This is a genomic window from Methylobacter sp. BBA5.1, assembly GCF_000746145.1.
In the GTDB taxonomy this organism is placed as follows: Bacteria; Pseudomonadota; Gammaproteobacteria; order Methylococcales; family Methylomonadaceae; genus Methylobacter; species Methylobacter marinus.
On record NZ_JQKS01000002.1, the window covers coordinates 128,249 to 147,576 of the forward strand.

Genomic DNA, 19,328 nt, shown 5'->3' on the forward strand with positions numbered 1-19,328 from the left:
CAGGATACAGCATGGACGCGGCCTGAAACTCATCATACATATCGCCGGATCCATTTTTTAACGTTTGATCAAAATAGCGGATGGACCGAAGCTTAAAAACACCAAAGCATTGAATCGGCAAAAAAGCCACTTGGAACGGAGTAAGTGTAACCGGTATGAAAAAAAGGCGAAACAGCATTACCACGATTTCACTCCAAACGGGAATGATCCTGAATCCCGGCGTACGCGCCCAGGAGGGGTCGGTGTAAGAAGCGCCCGAAACACGGGCATGGCGACGGGTATTTTAATCGTGCCTGGCGCTTTGGAAGCGGGCCCGGAACCGCGACAGGCCATCAAGTAACCGGGCGCGGCGCAGGCAGCAGCACAATTAATGTTCCTAACATTCAATTTTTTTGACCTTCAACTAAAATTATCAGGTGAGCTGTTAGACTTTTCCGGATACTACCTAGGGTGTCCCATATTGTCAATGAAAAATGCCCGCCCCTGGCGCCAGCCCTCCGCAACAAATCCGACAACTATTAAGGCCCTATCTCAGGCCCGGTTTGGGCGGAAAATGCCGGTCCCGACCGGTTCGATATTCCGCGGGGTTATACCGCAATCGGGTACCGCGCGGCTTTCAGACGGCGCCAGTGACGCATCTTGATGCCGGAAAAATCCGGCTGCATATTTTTATTGTCAACCGGCCGCGTCTGGCCTATAAACGGTACAGTACCAGTACTTAGCCAATTTAATTATGACGGTTAAACTGTAGGTGCGAATTTATTCGCACTGTGCGGATACCCTCTAGGGCACAAGTACCCATAGGGCATAAATAAATCCGCACCTACCTAAGTACTAGAATCAATTGCCAGGCACTCAGGAAAGCCATTGATCCGGCGGGATTCAAGCGATCCTCGCATGTGGTTGTGCTCTTGCGCCGCTCTTGCCTGGCTTATAACCTGACGTTACGCACAGGCAGAGGCTCATGCCGTCCGCAGCTTCGAACATGGGCTGACCGGCCGGGTTTTTAAATGGGGGCAACCGCAGTAGTGGGAGCGATGCCTACATCGCGATTCAATACCACCCGGCAAGTCGCGATGTATACCCGAAGGGCATAAAGGCATCGCTCCCACAAGGACGGCCTTAGCCTGAAGGAATGGCGGAGGAAGTTTTTAACCGAGTCCGCCCCTGCCGGCGCCTGAGTCAATTGTCTGCGTAGCATCAGTTATAACTATAAATTTTTGTGGGGGGATATAGAAATGAATGAAGAATTAAAGACTGCCTTTAAAAAGCTGTCCGCGGTCGCGAGATGGCTGTTTATCGGCATATGGGGGCCGTCGATATTCAGCTACCGCAGCAGCAAGTTCAGGCATCTCCTGTCCGAGTATTACGTCAGCGGCGGGACCGAAAATGAGAATTCGCCATCGGAAATCGGCAGGATGATCAAAGCCTATAAGGCCAATGAATATATCGGCTGGGACGATCTGTGCCTGCTCGAGATTGCCATCATCAAACAACTCAAAAAGCCCAATCTGGTCTTGAAGGAACAGCATTTGCGCGTCCAGTTCAGATCAATCACGGACACCGACCGTTATCTTGCCTACGAGCAAGCGGTGGCGGAGCTTGGCGACAACAATCCGGGCGATGATGTGTTGCGTGAGCAAGCTATTTATCTGACCCATCAGCTTTACTGGACCTATGCGGTAGCGACTAAAGGTCACAAGATCAGATCGCGGGCCAGCCTGCTGGTAACCTATGTGTTTGTCGCGATTCTGGCCCATCTGCTGGCGATCTCCGGCCCCGGCGCCAATAATCCCGACCCGGCCAATCCGTATAGCGCCTATTTTTTAGTGTTTTCCGTCATCTGCTTCGGCGCCTTCGGCGCCTATATCAGCTTTCAGCGGCGCATGGCGGTGCTGCGCATTCAAAGCGAAATGTATATGGCGTTCCTGCAGCTTCGCAGCAGCTATTTCGACGGCCTCGCCGCGCTTTTTTCCGGCGCGCTTTTTGCCCTGCTGTTTGTGGTCTTATGGGAATCCGAAACGCTAAAACTCCTCTTTAACGCCCAGATTCTCGATAGTGTGCTGCCCAAGGTCACAAAGGACCCTGAACGCGAATGCACCCATAACATCACCGGTTTTTTTGCCTGTCTGCAAATGGACAGCCTTCAGGATTTTTCCAAATTGCTGGTCATGTCGTTTTTTGCCGGGTTCGCGGAAAAACTTGTCCCTGACGCCATCGACCGTTTTGTGGGAAAAGCGAAAACCAAGGCCTGATGCCGATCGATTTTGAATAATGGCGGAGATATATTCATCTTTTTTCGACTCCCTGACGGTGCCGGGTTCGCCAAAGCCGATGCGGGGACCCGGGAACTGCTTGCCCAGCCGCTCGAAGATCTGCGGCCAATGCCCTGGATTTGATGCCTCCGGCTTGATTACTGTTCAGTGCCGCGCCATCGGGGCAGGAACTGTCGGGCTCGGTTCCATCCTGTATTTCAGTCGGACAAGAAAGGATAGTCGGTATAGCCTTGCGTCCCGCCCTGGTAAAACGTGTCGGCATCGGGCTCGTTCAGCGGCGCGTTTCTGGCGAAGCGCTCGGGCAGATCCGGATTGGCGATGAACAGCTTGCCGAAAGCGACCAGGTCGGCACGGTTTTCGGCAATCGCCGCCGTCGCCGTTTCAGCCGTGTAACCGGCGTTGGTGATATAGGTGCCGTTATATAACGGTCTCAATTCATCGAGGTTAAACGCGGGGCCTGCCGCACCGGGCGCCTCCTTGCCCATCTCCGTGATATGCAGGTAGGCCAGGTTGAAGCGATTCAGCTGTTCGGCCACATAGCCGAAAGTGGCCTGGGGGTCGCTGTCGCGAATATCGTTGAACGGCTGCAGCGGCGACAGCCGCACGCCGACCTTATCGGAACCCCAGACCGACGCGACGGCTTCGACAACCTCAAGCAGCAGGCGCGCACGGTTGGCGGTGGCGCCGCCGTAGGCATCGGCGCGCCGGTTCGTGCCGTCGCGCAGGAACTGGTCGAGCAGATAGCCGTTGGCGCCGTGGATTTCCACGCCGTCGAATCCGGCCTGACGGGCGCAATCGGCGGCATGGCGGAACTGCTCGATGATCATCGGTATTTCCGCCAGTTCCAGCGCGCGCGGCGTGACAAAATCGAACAGTCCCTGCTCGGTCAATACCTGCCCGGCCGGCTTCAGCGCCGACGGCGCGACCGGCAGCGCGCCATCCGGCTGCAGCGCCGGGTGGGAAATGCGCCCGACATGCCACAATTGCAGGAAAATACGGCCGCCGCGTTCATGCACGGCCGAAGTAATGGCCTGCCAGCCCTGAATCTGGGCATCGTTATAAATGCCGGGCGTGTACGGATAGCCCTTGCCTTGCGGCGAAACCGGCGCGCCTTCGCTGATGATCAGGCCGGCACCGGCACGCTGCCGGTAATATTCCACCATCAACGCGTTGGGAACGCCGCCGCTGTCGGCACGGCAACGCGTCAATGGCGCCATGACCAGCCGATTAGGCAAGTCGTAAGGGCCAAGCTTGACAGGAGACAGAATCGTTAAGGCTTCAGACATGGCAATAACCTCGTGGGATGGCAAGAGGGGCTATTCTAGCCCAAATGGACATGACGATGATATGCGCAATAGGCCAGGTCGGATAGAGGGAGGGGCGGCTTAGCATTAAGCGATTATTTACCCTGAGATGGAATCGGCCTAGAACAAAATCAAAAATTACAGCCAGGAATATGCGGATTTCAAAGATCGGCGCGTTTTTAATCCGGTATTGAATTTCCGGCTCAACGTAGCGTTGCGCTCCTTAATGCCTGGATTGGTTGGGCTGCACCGCAGTTTCAGCCTAACCCGCGCGTTGCACCCTGTAGCCATTATTAAAGCTTCGGAGTTCATTTTTTACCGATCTGACGGTTAGCTGTCCATGATTTACAGGCAATATCTATTTCTTGAACTCCGAAGCTTTAAGTTAAAGAAATATCAAAAGACATCAAGACCAAGTCTGGCCTTGAGCTTTAAAGGCATCCTTATAACAGCGATTTATACAACTCTAACGCCTTATTTAATTCGTCAGCTGCTTTTTTGACATTACCGCGTTTGGATTGTATTTGTCCTTGAATAACGCTTCCATTGGCCTTTTTTACGACGGCGTCATCCCCGACAATATTATCGGAAGAGGCACGCGCTGATTTTAAATGTAAATGGGCGGCAGCAAAATCGCTTGCGTTTACCGCTTCTAACGCTTTTTCAACATGCGCAATAGTTTCATTGATGCTCGCCGCTGAACTACTGGTTGCTTCTTCCGTTGTCACTTCTTCCGTCGCCGCTTCTTCGGCGAAAACGGTAACGCTGCTTGTACCGAGGAAAATCGCGACAATAAAAGTCAGTGCTGTTTTTTTGATGATATTCATAATATTTAAAACCTTTGATGTAATTGCCGGATAGAGGTCCGGAAATAAATATTTGAAAAGCAGATACTTTCCAAGTTTCATCATCATACAGGTTTAATCGGTGTTTTACACGGACCTTATAACGCTTGCGAACGAAGAAGTCATCGCCAGGCTGGATCATACGGGTGCTGCAGCGTGCTCAGATATTTTTAATTTTCGTGTTACGCGATTGGTATTAAAACTCATAATCAGGTTATGAGGCGGGTACAAACACCGCCCCCTCCGGTCGGCCACATCTTTAAACTTTGATCACAATCTAACCGCGCTTATCCGCCTTGCCGCCATGGCGCATTTCCGCCAAGGCTTGATCGCGGCTTATCGGCGTGATGACCACAGAGCCGATGCCTTGATTGTGAATGCCGAGTTTTTTGGCGGCCGCATAGGACAAATCCATCTCCCTTTTGCCGGGGAAAGCGCCTCTGTCATTGATGCGCACAATAACGCTGCGGTTATTCTTGGGGTTGGTGACTTTGGCGTAGGATAACAGGGGCAATGTTTTATGCGCGGCGGTCATGGCATACATGTCGAATTTTTGGCCGCTGGCGGTTCTTTTGCCGTGAAAATCGGCGCCGTACCATGAAACCATGCTGCGCCTGGCTTCTCTTGCCGATGGAGTGATGTGGCCGGCTTTACGGTTTTTTACCGCCTTGTGTTTGGAAACGGCGGTCGCCGCGCGGCGTTCAATGGCTTCAGCCGTCGAAAATGGCTGAGCGAAAAAAGCGCATAGAACAAAAAAAGAAACGACTCGAATGAGTTTATTCATAAAACAATGATTTTTGTGAAGATGGGCGAATTCTAGCCCGGCTAACCTTAAATTAATCTTAAAGACAGTTCAAGACCGGCCCTGTTCAGGCCGGCGGCAGGCGAAAACGGCCATCAGAAAATCTGTTGGAAAGCCAACATTACGCAATTGCCTGGCAATTTGCCTCGCGTTAGCCCGATTATTTTCCCTTCCCGGAAAACCTCCGTTAGAATTCCCATTCGAACCAAGCAGGATGAAAAAAAATGATTGAATTATATCTCGATACGGCCGATGTCGGGCAAGTGGCGCGGTTTAGCGCCTGCCTGCCCGTGAAAGGCATAACCACAAATCCGTCGATACTGGCCCAGGCAGATACAGGGCTGAGTCAACTGTTACCCGCCGTGTCGATGATCATCGGCCCTTATACCCGGTTTCATGTCCAGGTGGTCAGCCAGACGGTCGACGACATGGTTGCGGAAGCCGCGCAAATTCGTGCGCTGCCTTATGATATCGTCGTCAAGGTTCCGGCAACGGAGATCGGACTTGCCGCGATCCGGAAAATGAAAGCCGACAACATCCCCGTGCTGGCGACGGCCATTTACAGCGCGCAGCAAGGCTTTCTGGCGGCCTTGTGCGGTGCCGACTACCTCGCGCCGTACGTCAACCGCATCGATGCCATGGGTGCCGATGGCGCCGGCGCCGTGGCCGATCTGCAGTTGCTGCTCGACCGGCATGGCCTGGACAGCAAGATCCTGCCGGCCAGTTTCAAGAACACCCAACAGGTCGTGGAGGTGTTGAAGTCGGGCGTCGCCGCGATCACGCTGCCGGTTGACGTCGCGGCGCAGATGTTTGCCCATCCGGCAGTCCAGCCGGCCGTGGACCGGTTTACCCAGGACTGGCAGGGCGTGTTCGGCAACAAGCTGTCATTCGAGAGCTGAATCCGGACTTGCCCCCACAGGCCTGCCCGAGTCCCGCAAGTTTTAAGGCGCCGCAGGAACTCCTTGCCCGGTCCGCGCTCTTTAGTTACTATCCAATCCACGAACCAGTGCGCAGAGCATCAGGAGGCCGGCATGTCAGACAGTTCCCGCAAGATCAACCGTTATGTCACGCATAGAGGCGTCAGGGTTCCGACGCTTCTGTACGGAACGGCCTGGAAGGAGGCTCAGACCGAAACCTTGACGCAACAGGCAATCATTGCCGGCTTTCGCGGCATCGACACCGCCAACCAGCGCATGCACTATTACGAAGCCGGCGTCGGCGAAGGCGCCCGGCATGCCTTGATCGAAACAGGCCTGGAGCGCGGCGATCTGTTCCTGCAATCGAAATTCACCTACTTGAACAGCCAGGATCATCGCCTGCCCTATGATCCGAAAGCGGACTACACCACGCAGGTCATGCAATCATTCGAAAGCTCGCTGACGCATCTGGACACAACCTATCTGGACTCGTACCTGCTGCACGGCCCGTCCGTGAATCACGGCCTGAACGCGGCCGACTGGGAAGTGTGGCGGGCCCTGCAGACACTGCAGAAAGCCGGTTCAGTGAAGCTGATCGGCGTTTCCAATGTCGGTTTCGACCAATTGAAGCTGCTCATCGACAAAACCGAGATCATGCCCGCCTTCGTACAGAACCGGTGCTTCGCGCGCACCCAATGGGATGTCAGGATCCGCGAACTCTGCCAGGCCCATGACATACGCTATCAGGGCTTCTCGCTGCTGACGGCCAACGCGACCGAGCTAAGCCGGCCGGAAGTTCATCGGATTGCGGAAAGGCTGAGCTGCTCCGTGCCGCAGGTCGTGTTCCGGTTCGCGATGCAGCGGGGCATGATCCCGCTGACCGGAACGACCAGCCAGCGTCACATGGAAGAGGACCTGGAAGTTTATGACTTCGAGCTCAATGATGCCGATATGGAAATGATTGAGAACATCGCGTTTTAAACCGCTGCCCGCGTAGCCTGAGCCCTCTCACACCCCACATTCTGGCTCATTGATGCTAAAACCGGATCAATGGGCCGTAAACTGGCCGTTTTTCGGCATATCCACGAATGAGATATCCTGGAATTTGGCGTTTGGCGTCAACACATGCAGGTACTCCAGCTGAGCCAGATCCACCTGCAGCTTCTGTCCGTTATCGATAATCAGATATTCGTGCTTGTCCTCGGATGTCACCACATTGATCGCCTTGCCGGTCAGGACCTGGTCGTCCTTCAGTTTCAGCTTGACTTCATAGCCGTACAGGCAAGCCACTTCGATATAGTCATGCAGATCGCAGGGGATTATGTTTTCGCTCATGGTGAACTCCTTCAATAAAACAACACAATTTTGAGCGGCTCACAAACTAACGGAAGCCGCCTGTTTTTATAGAGTTGGCACATCAAAGACCCACACCGGCTCTTGCAGTTCCTCCCAACCCAATAACCGCCGCGCTTAAATCCGAGGTTCATGCAGGCATCGGAAATGCTAAAATAGCACGATTTTCAGACTATACCCGCTACCGGCCGAAGCCGGACGACTGGATTCTCCCCATACGCATTGTTCATTTCCCGATTGTTATCAGCCAGTTACGCTTCAATAATTCAAGGACACCCATGTCGACAACCTATCAACTAAAAAGCATTGTCCTGATCGACAGCTTTTGGGCCGGGCAGACCATGCTGCTGAACGTGGACGGCCACACCAACCTGAGCGGCACCAACGGCGCCGGCAAGACTACCTTTCTGCGCCTGATGCAGCTGTTCTGGGGCGAGCGGCCCAGCAACATCGTCGCCGGCACGGGCAGCAAAAAAAGCTTCGTCGACCATTACCTGCCGCGCGCCAGCAGCTATCTGGTCTATGAATACCAGCGCCCGTTCGGGCAGGTCTGCCACGTCATGGTGCAGAGCGACGGGCGCACCGCGCGCTACAAGTTCATCGACGCGCCTTACGACCGCGACTGCTATGTCGACGAGAACCAGCTGCCGCGCGACAGCGCCGCCGTCGAACGGCAGTACAAACGCAACGGGCCGGTCGAGACGTCCCGCGTCATGGGCGTCGACGACTACTGCAGCGTCATCCAGCATCACCATAACTCGGGCAAGAAATGGATTCGCACGCTGCAGCGGCGGTTTTCGATGGCGTCCTCGCCGGTCACGCACATGGAAAAGGTCATCGGCGCCGTGATCGAGAAAATCGGCGATTTCGAAGTCATCAAGCAGATGCTGGTCGACATCTCGCGCGACAGGCTCAGCCAGAACCTGCTCGATCAGGAACAGCGCCGCAACCCGTTCCAGCTCAGCAAAAGCCACATCGATGCCTGGCTGGCCGACATCAACGCCGCGCGAGCGCTGGAAGCCAGGCGCGATTATTTCGACGCACTGCTGCAGGCTGCGGAAAAGCTGAAAGATACCAATAATGAGCTGTCGCACATCCATTTTCTGGCGCGCAACAGCCAGAAATCGGCTCAAGCCGAACAGGAAAAAGGCATTGAGCGGATCAATGAAGCCAAAGCCCAGCTCCAGCAGCTGAAACTGGATTTTGACCGACATCTGGAACCCAAAAACGAGGCCTCGCGGCAGCTGAATGGACAGATCAAGGATCTTGATTACCAGATCAATGCGCTGGAAGACAAAAAGCAGCAGTACGAACAGCAGGATGCCGAAACCTTCGCGATCAAGGGCGCGCTGCTCGGTCAGTACCTCGAACAGCAAACGCTGAAAAATGAGGAAATCGAGGCGCTGGAAAGCAAAACCAAAGACATCAAGGCGATTTACGAACACCAGCTGACGGAACTGAAGCACCAACATACCCATCAGCTGCAAGCATTCGAAAACCAGCGCGCCACGGAAGCGCTGGACAGAGAGAAAAAACTGACGGAAGCCGAAGCCCAGTACCAGCAGCGCAAGGAGCAGTTAGTCAAGGACAGCGAGGCCCGCACACAGCCGCTCAAAGAGCAAAAGTCGCAATTGACGACGGATTGCGCCGTCAAGCAGAGCGAGCGCCAGCACGTGCCCATGCCCGAAGCGCTGGCCCAGCAGATCGAAAAAACCCGGCAGGAACTGGCCGAGATACGCCAGGCCATCCGGCAGGCCGTGGACGGGCAGCAGGCCGCCGACAAGGCCTATTACGCCGCGCGCGAAGCCTTTCACGACATCGAAACCCGGTTAAAGAACAAAAAAGCGCAGCTGCGGCAGTACCAGCAGCAGCATGAAACCTGTCTGAAGCGGCTGCAGCCGGCCGAAGGCTCGCTGCAGCATTTTCTGGAACAGGAAGTCGAGGGCTGGCAGCAGACCATCGGCCGCGTCATCGCGCCCGACTTGCTGGAGCACAAGGGCCTGAACCCAACCGTCATGCCCGGCGTCGAGCCCAGCTTTTACGGACTCAGCCTGGATCTTGAAGCGCTGGCCGGCCGCGAGCTGGAAACCACCAAGGCAGCCCTGCAGGCCGAAGAGCAGGCCCTGTTTAAAAAGATCGAGGAGGCCCAAGCTGACATCGAGCGCACGGAAGCCAACCTGAACGCGGCATCCGCGACACTGGAACAAAGCCGGCAGGACCAGCAGAAAGCCGAACACCATACGCAACGCGCGCGCCAGCAGGAGGAAACGCTGAACGAGCAGGAGCAGGGGCTGAATCATCAGGCCAAGGCCGAAATCGAAAAAGCGCGCGCCCATATACAGCACACCATCGACGTTCTGCAGGCCGAAATCAAGCGCTGCGACAGAGATCTTCAAACCATCGCCGAAGAAAGCCGCGCCGGTCAAACCCAGCTGCATCAGGAGCATCTGGCCCGACGGGCCATCATCGAATCCGATGCCCAAAACAGGCTTCAGGCCATACAGGCCCTGATCAAACAGGAAAAAGACGGCTATCAGACCGAGCAAAAGCGCATCCAGGCCCGCCTGCAGGCCGATCTCAAGGAAAGCGGCGCCGACGACACGATCATTGACCTGAGCCGCCAGCTGGAAGAATTGAAAACCAAAGAGAAACAGGCCAGAAAGTTTCAGGAACAGGCCGAACATTACCAACTGTGGCTGGACAAGCAATGGCAGCAGCATGCCGGATTGTGCCGGCAACGCGGCGAGTGCCAACAGCAACTGGCCTTGCTGCAGGATGAAATCGCGCAAATGGAGCGTGATTTCAAAGCCGGCAGGGAGCGGCTCAACAGCCTGATCCACCAGCAGGAGCAGGCGCTGCAGAAAACACAGAGCCTGCTGGCGCAACTCGACAACACCATCAGCCAGCTCGAAAACCACCCGCCGGTCATCGACGAAGCGCTGCCCGATTACGCGCCCGATAGCTTGCAGAAACTGGCCCAAGGCTTAATCCAGCAACGCCGGAGCCTGGAAAAGACGCTGCTGAACGGCCGACAGGCTATCGTCCATCTGTTCAATACGCATCAGCGCAGCCAGCTGGCCGAAGCCTGGAATCAGGCGCTGGAAGCCGCGGCAGAGCATGCCCGCGACGGCTTGGAGATCGAGCAGCCGCTGAAGGACGTGCTGAAAATGGTCGCCAACGTCAAGCAGGCGACCAGCCAGCAGATCGAGTTGCATGCCATAGACGTCGATGCCTTCTACCGGCATCTGCGCAATTTTGAAAGCATCATCAAATCGACCGGCGCCCTGCTGTCAAAACACGTCAGCCAGGAAAAGCATTTTGCGGCCCTAGGCGAGATCACCGTGACCGTGCGCTCGAAAATGAGCGATCTGGACTACTGGCATGCCCTGAAACAGTTCGGTGACCATTACGGCCACTACCGTGAGCAGGCAGAGCTGACCGGCGACAGAGAAATACCGGTCTCCCTGATCGAGGCCATGACGGCGCTGACTACGCTGCTGCCCGCCGATGGCATCAAGATCCGGCATCTGTCGCTGTTCGACATCGAATTCACGATCTCCGAAAACGGCCATACCAAGCAGGCCCGCAACGCCAGGGAGCTGAAAGACGTCAGCTCCACGGGCCTGTCCTATCTGGCGCTGATCACGTTCTTCACCGGCGTCACGTCCATGCTGCGCAGGGAGAGCCAGACCGTGGTCTGCTGGCCGATCGACGAGCTGGGCGATCTGGCGCCCGAGAATATCGAAGCCATGATGGCCATGCTGAGCCGGCAGAACATCCGCATCATCTCGGCCAGCCCGACGGCCGACCGCAACGTGCTGAGCCTGTTCGACCGGCGCTACCTGATCGACCGACAGAAACTGCACGAAGTCGCGATACCGGCCAGCAGGCTCGACGCGCTGCTGGCGCCCATTACCCACAGGGAGACCGCCCATGTTTAAGCCCGTAGTAGAAGCGCTGTTGCGCGGCGAATTCATCTGCCCGACGGCTTATGCCGATGAATACGGCTACCTGCGCAACCCGGACCATTTTCAAAAAATCGCCGATTACCTCGCGCCGCTGGACCGGGCGCTGTGCACGCTGGACGGCGGCGAGGCGTTCTATGCCGGCTACACCGTCATCGACGAAACCAATCGCGGCCAGATCCGCGAAGCCTTCTCGGACATCCGCTCGCAACTGCGCCCGGTCGTCGAATGGATGGACCTGGTCATGACTGCCATGGGTTCTGACCGGCCGGTCCGCGCCCGCGACGAAATCCGCCTGCATCAGATGCTCAGGACGATCGAGCCCGAGCCGTCGCTGTGCGAGCAGATGGCGCGCCTGACCCAGATGCCGTTCTTCCGCACGGCCAAGACCAACGTTGCCGAACAGCTGCTATGGGTGCTGCAAAAGCTGGAGCAAAGCGGCTACCTGGTCAAGCCCAACCCGCAGGGCGCGACCTATCTGGTGACCGGCAAGATGGATTACCTGCATCAGGTCATCGCGTTTCTGAACGACGCCGAGGATCTGGAACTGGATGAATCCGAAGACCGCGGCGAACAGGCGGAGCTGTTTCAATGAGTTTCGATCATGAACAGGTCGCGGCGCTGATCAGAAAGCTCGGCAGTTCCGATGAGCTGCTGGCCGAGGCCTATATCCAGGGCGCCGTGTTTGTCGACGACGAGAACGCCGGCGCCATCGAAAGCCTGAAAAAATCCGGCATCCTGCGCCTGTCCGAGCAGGCCGACGAATACCGGCTCACCACCGACGTCAAGCGCCTGATCGACCGGTTGCTGCTGCGCAACGCGCGCTACCGGCAGAATACCGACATCGCGCGCATGATCCGCAGCATCGAGGAAGACATCGCCGCCTACCGCTTCGCGCTGGACAGTAACGAACAGGACGAGGCCCGCTATCATCTGGAACAGATCGACGACACGCTCTACGAATCGCTGGAACTGCTGGAAAACAGCATCAGCGTCATGTTCTCGGCCATCACCAGCCAGTTCGGCTTCGTCAACTCGCTGGCCAGCAAGATCCGCGAAAACGAGCGGGCGCTGGCCTATGCGCAGCAGCTGGTCGAGGAACTCAACCGCATCAATCTGGAAGCCTGCTACGAGTGGCTAAACTGGGCCGCGCCGGCTGAGCTGTCGCGCAAAATCATCCGTTTCGTCGACCAGTACAAAAGCATCGTCGGGCGCCTGGCCAGCATCGTCGACCGCATGAAGACGCTGCTGTTCACATTGCGGCAGCAGGAGCAGACCGCGAACCGGACCCGCGCCATGGCGCGCTTCCTGAAACAGCATCCCGAATGGAGCCCGTTGGACTGGGCCGATGAACCGGCCGTGCCGGCCATCCTGAACCGCAGCCCCGGCCTGGAATTGCAAGCCGGCCTCGATACGACCCGCGTCACCCTGCAGGCCGGGTTCGTCGATATCGTCCACGAACTGAAGCGGCAAACCCGGCCTACGCCCTTGGCCGACATGAACCGCACCGCAGTGCCGGTCAGCCAGGCCGAGACGGGGCATATCGACTACCTGCGCGATCTTTATGAGGAACACACCGAAACGCTGTTCGCGCAGGCCTTGCAGGAACAGGGACGCAATGTGTCGGCCCTGCACTACTGGCAGCGGCACGACCTGGCCATCGAACCGGACTTGTGGCTGAACATCGTATTCGCGCACTATTGCAGCCTGCCCCAGCGCCTGCGCACGGCCATTGCGATTGAAATGCTGGGCGAGGCGCTGTCGGGCTTTAGCGGCAACCAGCTGATCTCGGAAATCCGCCTGCGCAGGTTGCGCTGATATGAACAAGGAATTGTACCGCTGGATACGCGATCTGGTGCGCCAAAACCCGGCTGAAACGACAATACGATCCGACAGCATGATCAGTCGCAAAGTCTTGTAGGGTATGCATTGCATACCTTTTCAAGCCTGTTGATTCATCGTGGCTTCGAAAAGGTACGCGATGCGTACCCTACAATGCTGAAGCCGCTGTAGGTGCGAATTCATTCGCACTGCCTGTATATCCCGAGTGTCCCGGGTCGAATAAATTCGACCCTACCTCATTAACGCCTTACCTCCCCTGCCGCCTGCAACAACTCGGCAATGAAATGCTGCGTATAAACCGGCAGATAATTCTGCTTCAAATAGGCGATCTTGGTCGTCGAATGCGGGATCAGGTGCGATAAATCCCGGGCCATGAGGTCCTTGTCCGCCTGCGCATCATAGGCCATGCCCGCTATCAGGCCTATGCCCAGTCCCTGGCGCACATAGGTCTTGATCACGTCCGTGTCGGCCGCGGCCAGGATGATATCCAGCGTCAGTCCCTCGCCCGCGAAGGCGTGCTCGATGTTCGAACGGCCCGTGAAACCGAAACTGTAGGTCAGGATCGGAAAGGACGCCAGCCGCTCCAGCGTCAGCGCCCCCTCGCTCAGCGCATGGTCTTGCGGCATGACCACGGCATGGTGCCATTCGTAGCATTTTTTCAGCACCAGTTCGGCGTCTTCATCGACTTTTTCCGTGCACACCGCGACATCGGCCTTATGCGCATGCAGCTGATCGATCAGCTGTTCGGGCGAGGCCTGGATCATGTAGATTCTGACGCCGGGGTATTTTTCACGGAACCGGCGGATCGGATTGGGCAGGAAATATTTCGCCTGCGTGTGCGTGGTGGCGATGCGCAACGTGCCGGTGTTGCTGTCCAGGAAATCGGCCGCAAGCGCGCGGATGTTCCGTTTTGACTGGTGAATCGTCAAGACTTCCCGCATCACCTGATGGCCGAGCGGCGTCAGACCGATCAGTTTTTTGCCCCTGCGTTCGAACAGGGGCGAGCCCAGCTCGCTTTCGAAAAGCTGCAATTGCCGGCTGACGGCCGACTGCACGACATGCATCTTTTCCGCCGCCTTGGACAGGTTTAAATCGGTTTCCTGCAGAACCTGCAGCAATTCAATCTGACTTAAATTCATGGCTTCTGAATCCGTAAGAGCAAAAATAGGGAGCAGTTTATCACTTTATTAGATAAATCAATCTAATCTTATCGTTTTATTAAAAATAAGCGCCGCATTAAGATAGCCTCCAACAGCAGACAAACGGTTTTTTCCGTTTACTGCATGCCAAGCGCTTATGACTTGATATGAAGGAACATAAAGTCGCTCCTCCTCTTGCCATGGATGTTATTTGGGCGGGCCGCGGCCCGCCTTTTTTTTGGACTGCTTTATTTAGAGATAAATTTATGCCGTTACAACAGTTAGTGGAATATTTCAATGACCGGTTCGAATACGAGCATCAGTCCCGTGTCCGGACTTTTATTCTCGAGGACGGCAAGGTCAGCGGTCTTTTCGGACCGATCCGGATCGGCAGTCTTTTCGCGCCGATACGCCATGCGGACCACCCGGAACGGATTGCCGGCCATGCGGCGCTGCTCTCCGTCTCGACTTATGAAAGCCGGCACCGGCACACCTACGAGATTGAAAATCTGTTGACCGACGCGGTCAGACAGCCGGTTGACTTCGAGTCCATAATCAATCTCGACCGACTGTGCCGCACCGTGCACATGCTGAACTATCTACCCGTCACGCATTTCGACGGCGTACTGTTGCTGGAAGTGGACCCGCGCCATATCTTCGGCATCAAGCGCGATCACGGCGCCTATTTCGAGGAAGTCATCGTCAAATGCGGACTGGCCACGCGCAATATCGTGATTTCAATGACCGTCAACAACTTCTATTCGCTGCACCCCGCCCAGCTGCTTGAAGGCCTGAGCAATTACCGCAAGCGCGGATATTGCATAGCGCTCAACATCGCCTCGCTCCATGCCGCCCGCAATGTGCGAGACCTGGTCTCCAGACTGGCACCGGATTACCTGCGCGTTAACGCGCCGAAACTGGAGCGCGCCGTTACTGACGGCAACGCGCTCCCGGCACTGGAAAACCTGAAAGCATTGGCCGATTCAGTGGCCGGTCAAGCCATCGTGCAACAGGTCGAGCGGAAAAAGCAGGCTGACCTGATCACTCAGGCAGGGATTGCTCTGGTTCAGGGCGACTTTTATGAAGCGGCTCCGGACGGACAATTGTCTATAACCCGTCCGGCCGGGAGGGCTCTGGCGTATGACCGTCTCTACTGAAAAAGATGCCTCCCGGCTGCGGGCTTTTTGAAAAACCGTTCACCTGTCAATATAAGGCAACGGCCTGAAAACGGCGGCCATCGTAATCTTATGAGAAGTCGACATTTGTGAATTATTGGGTATGAGCGCGAATGTCCCCACCGACATCTGCTTCAGTTTCACCGGCCTCATGCATCGCGACGGGCGCACCGGCCCGCATCGCGACGGCTGGGGCATCACGTTTTACGAGGACAGGGGCTTTCGCACGTTCAAGGACCCCATGCCCTGCCACCAATCGCCGATAGCGCGGCTGGTGCAGGATGTCCCGATCAAGAGCCGCGCCGTCATCGGCCATATCCGGCAGGCCAACCGCGGCCATGTAGCGCTGGAAAACACGCATCCGTTCACGCGCGAGCAGTGGGGCAGTTTTTGGACCTTCGCCCACAACGGCCAGTTGTCGGGCTATGAAGAACGGCTGATGCCGGGCAAGCACCGGCCGGTCGGCGACACGGACAGTGAAGCCGCCTTTTGCTGGCTGCTCAATGAACTGGACCAAAAATACCCGCGCAAACCGGCCAATATGAAAGCCATGTTCCAGTACGCCGGCGAACTCTGCAGCCGGTTAAACGATTTCGGCATTTGCAATATGCTGCTGTCGGACGGGCGCTATCTGCTGGCCTATTGCAGCACGAGCCTGCACTGGATCACGCGGCGCGCGCCATTCGGCAAGGCGCGGCTGATCGATGAGGACATCGTGATCGATTTCCATCAGGAGACCACGCCGCATGACATCGTCACCGTCATCACCACGCTGCCGTTAACCCGCGACGAACAATGGCGCGCAATAAGCCCACGCCATTACCGGCTGTTTCATTATGGCGAGTGCATTGCCGAACAGGACATTTAGCTAACTCCATTGCCAGGCCATACCGAGGTCAATCTTCCTTATCACAATATGAGGCAGGCTCACCTAATAATATTGTTTTATTGAACATAAAGATTTCACTAAGTAATGAACATGGAATAAATCAGGCAATTGTAGGTGCGAATTCATTTATGCCCTATGGGTACTTGTGCCCTTCAGGGTATTCGCACTGCGCGGATAAATCCGCGCTTGCACCGGAAAATCCTTCGACTACTTGAGGAAGTTATTTTATGCCCATTCCTTAATAGTGAAATATTCAGGTTAACCTTGTCTCCGGCAGCGTATTCCATAACGCTGCCCTTAGCTTTACGGCACATGCCTGTAAAGATTGCTGAACAGCTGAACCACGATGAAGATCATGGTCTGGGTCACCCGAATGGCCGGCGCCCTGTCGGGGCTTTCCGCCGCGAAGTCCTCGACGGCTTGATTGAGAAATCTGACCAGGCCCGGCTGCGGACTGCCCTGGGCCGAACGTTGCAGGAAACGCTCCCGCAGGCGGCTCCTGATCTTCTCGTTCATGTCCCGCTCCTTGACCAGAGCCTGCAATTCAGCCTCCAGCAGTATGGCCTGCTTCTCCAGCCACTCGAAGTCCATGCCTTCCCTGGAAGGCATGGCACCGAAAGCTTGCTGAAAGACACACAGGACATCAAAGCACAAGACCATGAACAGGCCCGACATCTCCTCATTCTGCCCGGCGATAACGGCCGGAAAGATGTTGAACACAGCCTGCCACAGGGCCGGCTGCTCAAGCCGAAACCGGTTTATGATTTCGCCGGCCTCTTCCTCGTCCAGTCTTCTGGCGTATTCAAGTGCGTGATAGAGTTCGGAACCGTCCAATTCGTGCATAGCGCTGCTTCCGGCCTAAAAATAGAGTGTCAATAGCTTACCGTAACGCCACCTTTATAGTGCATATTTGGCGCCTGAGGAATAATGCAAAATGCGTATACAGCGCCGCCCCCATGAGATACGCAGCGGCGCGGGGCGCATCGCTTGCGATTGATGCGCTTCACCGCGCCGCCAAAAGCACTCGCTCTGGCCGGTACAGTCTGTCGTTTTCTATTGCTCGCCAGCGCTTCAGCAGCCCTCAATTCACAGGCACCGGCAAGAACTGCGACCACTCCGTCTCGCCGCCGGCCTCGTCGCGGCTTGGCAGCCGCGCGGTGCTCCAGCCGCCGCCCAGGGCCTTGACCAGCAGCACGGCGGCGATCAGGCGCTGGCTTTGCAGATCAACCGCCGTGATTTCATTGTCGAGGGAGACGGTCTGGGCGGTCATGACCTCCAGGTAGCTGACGGTGCCGGCCCGGTATTGGTTGGTCGTCAGCTCGACGGCCTTGCGCGCGGCCGCGACGGCTTTCTCCTGCACCTTGATTTCCTGCTCGAGCAGGCGCAACGAAGACAGCTGGTCCTCCACCTCCTGAAACCCGAGCAGCACGGTCTGGCGATAGGCCGCCACGCTCGCGTCATAGCTGTGAATGGTCTCGCCCAGGGTGGCGCCGCGCGCGCCGCCGTCAAACAGCGGCAGGGCCAGCGCCGCGGGGCCCAGTGCCCAATAGCGGGCGGCGTTGCTAAGCAGGCTCGAAAACGTGCTGGCCTGGTAGCCGTTGGTCGCGGCCAGATTGAGACTGGGGAAATACGCGGCCTTGGCCACGCCGATCCGGGCATTGGCGGCCGCGGCCAGACGCTCGGCCTCGGCGATATCGGGCCGGCGCTCCAGCAGTTGCGACGGGATATTGACCGGAATGGCCGGAATCTTCGCCGCCAAAGCCGCCTCCGGAATGGTCAGTTCCGCCGGCGTTTTGCCCATCAATACAGCGATGGCGTGCTCCAGCTGCGCCCTCAGCACGCCGACATCGATGGCCTGCGCCCTGGCCGACTCCAGCTGTGTTTCGGCCTGAATCACGTCGGCCCTGGCGGCGACGCCGGCGGCATAGCGGTTCCGGGTGATGGTCAGCGTCCGGTCATAGGTGTCGACGGTGTCGTTCAAGCGCCGGGCCTGCTCATCCAGTGCGCGCAGCTGGAAGTAATTCTGCGCCAGCGTGGCCTGCATCAGCAGCCGCACGGCCTGCAGGCTGGCCGCACTGGCCTGGGCGCTGGCCTCGTCGGCTTCCACCTGCCGGCGGACCTTGCCCCAGATATCGGGTTCCCAGGCGAGGCTGATGACGCCGTTGAACAGGCTCCTGACCCCGGACACGGCCACGTTCTGGCCGCTGGCCGCGCGAAAGCGATTGGCCGACAGAGTGCCCGAAACGACTGGAAAATAGGCGGATTTCGCGCCCTGCACCAGCGATTGCGCCTGCCTGAACTGGGCTTCGGCCTGGGCGATGGACTGGTTGGCAACGTCGACTTGCCGCTCCAGGGCGTTCAGGTAAGGATCGTCGAAGATTTGCCACCAGTCGCCGGCAATTTCATGGTCGCGCGGCCGCGCCTGCGTCCAGCCCTGTAGCTCCTTGAATTCAGCCGGCACCGGCATGGCGGGGCGTTTATAGTCGGGCCCGACCGTACAGGCCGCGAGCGGCAGGCCAACGCTAACAGTCAACAGCCGCCATTTCAGCCAGTTCCGCATGATTTTCTCCCGGCATATTCGGGGACCTGACTGCCGCGCGCCCGGCCCTGCGCGCGCCTGCTGGAAAAGTCCCGGATGGAATAAAGTTAATGACAATCATTGTATACAAGGTCAGGCTATGACTGAATACTGAACCATAACCGAACGCTCGCTTATGACTGCCGTGCATTCGAGCGCCAGCACAATGCCCGGCAAGTCATCGCTTTCATGATCCATAAAATGTACATGTAGAATCAGCAACCTGGAGCAACCCTGCCGCAC

At 56.9% G+C, this 19,328-nt stretch carries 15 protein-coding genes; 8 read left to right on the forward strand and 7 right to left on the reverse strand.

The features are described from left to right. Window positions 1-1,238 precede the first annotated feature (1,238 nt). Entirely contained in the window at window positions 1,239-2,255 is a 1,017-nt protein-coding gene (locus EK22_RS01660) for a hypothetical protein (RefSeq protein ID WP_036247410.1), read from the forward strand. 218 nt (window positions 2,256-2,473) lie between these two features. Here EK22_RS01660 and EK22_RS01665 read toward each other — a convergent pair whose 3' ends face one another. From EK22_RS01665 to EK22_RS25495, 3 genes are all read right to left on the reverse strand, one after another. After that, window positions 2,474-3,562 (reverse strand): alkene reductase, encoded by a 1,089-nt coding sequence (locus EK22_RS01665; RefSeq protein ID WP_036247413.1) that lies wholly within the window; start codon window positions 3,560-3,562, stop codon window positions 2,474-2,476. A gap of 461 nt (window positions 3,563-4,023) precedes the next feature. Continuing rightward, a complete protein-coding gene (locus EK22_RS01670; RefSeq protein WP_020158551.1) occupies window positions 4,024-4,494 on the reverse strand; it encodes a hypothetical protein in 471 nt (156 codons plus the stop codon). 208 nt (window positions 4,495-4,702) lie between these two features. Next, complete coding sequence (locus EK22_RS25495) at window positions 4,703-5,209, reverse strand: septal ring lytic transglycosylase RlpA family protein (protein WP_036247416.1); 507 nt, start codon at window positions 5,207-5,209, stop codon at window positions 4,703-4,705. A 242-nt stretch (window positions 5,210-5,451) separates the two neighbouring features. Here EK22_RS25495 and EK22_RS01680 point away from each other — a divergent pair, with 242 nt between their 5' ends. Both EK22_RS01680 and EK22_RS01685 read left to right on the forward strand, forming a co-directional pair. Beyond that, the gene (locus tag EK22_RS01680) at window positions 5,452-6,126 is read left to right on the forward strand and encodes a fructose-6-phosphate aldolase (RefSeq protein ID WP_036247419.1); all 675 of its coding nucleotides are present in this window, start codon (window positions 5,452-5,454) and stop codon (window positions 6,124-6,126) included. 132 nt (window positions 6,127-6,258) lie between these two features. After that, entirely contained in the window at window positions 6,259-7,125 is an 867-nt protein-coding gene (locus EK22_RS01685; RefSeq protein ID WP_020158554.1) for an aldo/keto reductase family protein, read from the forward strand. 66 nt (window positions 7,126-7,191) lie between these two features. On the opposite strand, the gene EK22_RS01690 is transcribed toward EK22_RS01685, so the two are convergent. Then, window positions 7,192-7,479, reverse strand: a complete 288-nt coding sequence (locus EK22_RS01690; RefSeq protein ID WP_036247422.1) for a Rho-binding antiterminator — start codon at window positions 7,477-7,479, stop codon at window positions 7,192-7,194. A gap of 296 nt (window positions 7,480-7,775) precedes the next feature. Here EK22_RS01690 and EK22_RS01695 point away from each other — a divergent pair, with 296 nt between their 5' ends. From EK22_RS01695 to EK22_RS01705, 3 genes are read left to right on the forward strand one after another with little or no spacing between them, the layout of a single operon-like run. Then, window positions 7,776-11,438 (forward strand): ATP-binding protein, encoded by a 3,663-nt coding sequence (locus tag EK22_RS01695; protein WP_036247425.1) that lies wholly within the window; start codon window positions 7,776-7,778, stop codon window positions 11,436-11,438. Next, window positions 11,431-12,057, forward strand: a complete 627-nt coding sequence (locus EK22_RS01700) for a condensin complex protein MksE (protein WP_036247427.1) — start codon at window positions 11,431-11,433, stop codon at window positions 12,055-12,057. The genes EK22_RS01695 and EK22_RS01700 overlap by 8 nt, the downstream gene beginning before the upstream one ends. Next, entirely contained in the window at window positions 12,054-13,280 is a 1,227-nt protein-coding gene (locus tag EK22_RS01705; protein WP_036247429.1) for a hypothetical protein, read from the forward strand. Before EK22_RS01700 ends, EK22_RS01705 begins: the two co-directional genes overlap by 4 nt. Window positions 13,281-13,543: 263 nt before the next feature. Here the strand turns inward: EK22_RS01705 and EK22_RS01710 are convergent, their stop codons facing one another. Further along, window positions 13,544-14,443 (reverse strand): LysR substrate-binding domain-containing protein, encoded by a 900-nt coding sequence (locus EK22_RS01710; RefSeq protein WP_020158560.1) that lies wholly within the window; start codon window positions 14,441-14,443, stop codon window positions 13,544-13,546. Between the two features lie 266 nt (window positions 14,444-14,709). On the opposite strand from EK22_RS01710, the gene EK22_RS01715 reads away from it, so the two are divergent. Both EK22_RS01715 and EK22_RS01720 read left to right on the forward strand, forming a co-directional pair. Next, window positions 14,710-15,600: an EAL domain-containing protein gene (locus tag EK22_RS01715; RefSeq protein WP_036247624.1), complete on the forward strand. Its 891-nt coding sequence runs from the start codon at window positions 14,710-14,712 to the stop codon at window positions 15,598-15,600. A gap of 103 nt (window positions 15,601-15,703) precedes the next feature. Further along, window positions 15,704-16,486 (forward strand): class II glutamine amidotransferase, encoded by a 783-nt coding sequence (locus tag EK22_RS01720; RefSeq protein ID WP_036247431.1) that lies wholly within the window; start codon window positions 15,704-15,706, stop codon window positions 16,484-16,486. A 324-nt stretch (window positions 16,487-16,810) separates the two neighbouring features. Here the strand turns inward: EK22_RS01720 and EK22_RS01725 are convergent, their stop codons facing one another. Continuing rightward, on the reverse strand, window positions 16,811-17,350 hold the full coding sequence (locus tag EK22_RS01725; protein WP_020158563.1) for a hypothetical protein: 540 nt from the start codon (window positions 17,348-17,350) through the stop codon (window positions 16,811-16,813). Between the two features lie 238 nt (window positions 17,351-17,588). Continuing rightward, window positions 17,589-19,067, reverse strand: coding sequence for an efflux transporter outer membrane subunit (locus EK22_RS01730; RefSeq protein ID WP_036247433.1), 1,479 nt, complete (start codon window positions 19,065-19,067; stop codon window positions 17,589-17,591). Between the last annotated feature and the right edge of the window lie 261 nt (window positions 19,068-19,328).

Coding starts and splice junctions, on each gene's coding strand:
- EK22_RS01660 (WP_036247410.1), top strand. CDS start 1,239: ATGAATGAAGAATTAAAGACTGCCTTTAAAAAGCTGTCCGCGGTCGCG.
- EK22_RS01665 (WP_036247413.1), bottom strand. CDS start 3,562: ATGTCTGAAGCCTTAACGATTCTGTCTCCTGTCAAGCTTGGCCCTTAC.
- EK22_RS01670 (WP_020158551.1), bottom strand. CDS start 4,494: ATGATGATGAAACTTGGAAAGTATCTGCTTTTCAAATATTTATTTCCG.
- EK22_RS25495 (WP_036247416.1), bottom strand. CDS start 5,209: ATGAATAAACTCATTCGAGTCGTTTCTTTTTTTGTTCTATGCGCTTTT.
- EK22_RS01680 (WP_036247419.1), top strand. CDS start 5,452: ATGATTGAATTATATCTCGATACGGCCGATGTCGGGCAAGTGGCGCGG.
- EK22_RS01685 (WP_020158554.1), top strand. CDS start 6,259: ATGTCAGACAGTTCCCGCAAGATCAACCGTTATGTCACGCATAGAGGC.
- EK22_RS01690 (WP_036247422.1), bottom strand. CDS start 7,479: ATGAGCGAAAACATAATCCCCTGCGATCTGCATGACTATATCGAAGTG.
- EK22_RS01695 (WP_036247425.1), top strand. CDS start 7,776: ATGTCGACAACCTATCAACTAAAAAGCATTGTCCTGATCGACAGCTTT.
- EK22_RS01700 (WP_036247427.1), top strand. CDS start 11,431: ATGTTTAAGCCCGTAGTAGAAGCGCTGTTGCGCGGCGAATTCATCTGC.
- EK22_RS01705 (WP_036247429.1), top strand. CDS start 12,054: ATGAGTTTCGATCATGAACAGGTCGCGGCGCTGATCAGAAAGCTCGGC.
- EK22_RS01710 (WP_020158560.1), bottom strand. CDS start 14,443: ATGAATTTAAGTCAGATTGAATTGCTGCAGGTTCTGCAGGAAACCGAT.
- EK22_RS01715 (WP_036247624.1), top strand. CDS start 14,710: ATGCCGTTACAACAGTTAGTGGAATATTTCAATGACCGGTTCGAATAC.
- EK22_RS01725 (WP_020158563.1), bottom strand. CDS start 17,350: ATGCACGAATTGGACGGTTCCGAACTCTATCACGCACTTGAATACGCC.
- EK22_RS01730 (WP_036247433.1), bottom strand. CDS start 19,067: ATGCGGAACTGGCTGAAATGGCGGCTGTTGACTGTTAGCGTTGGCCTG.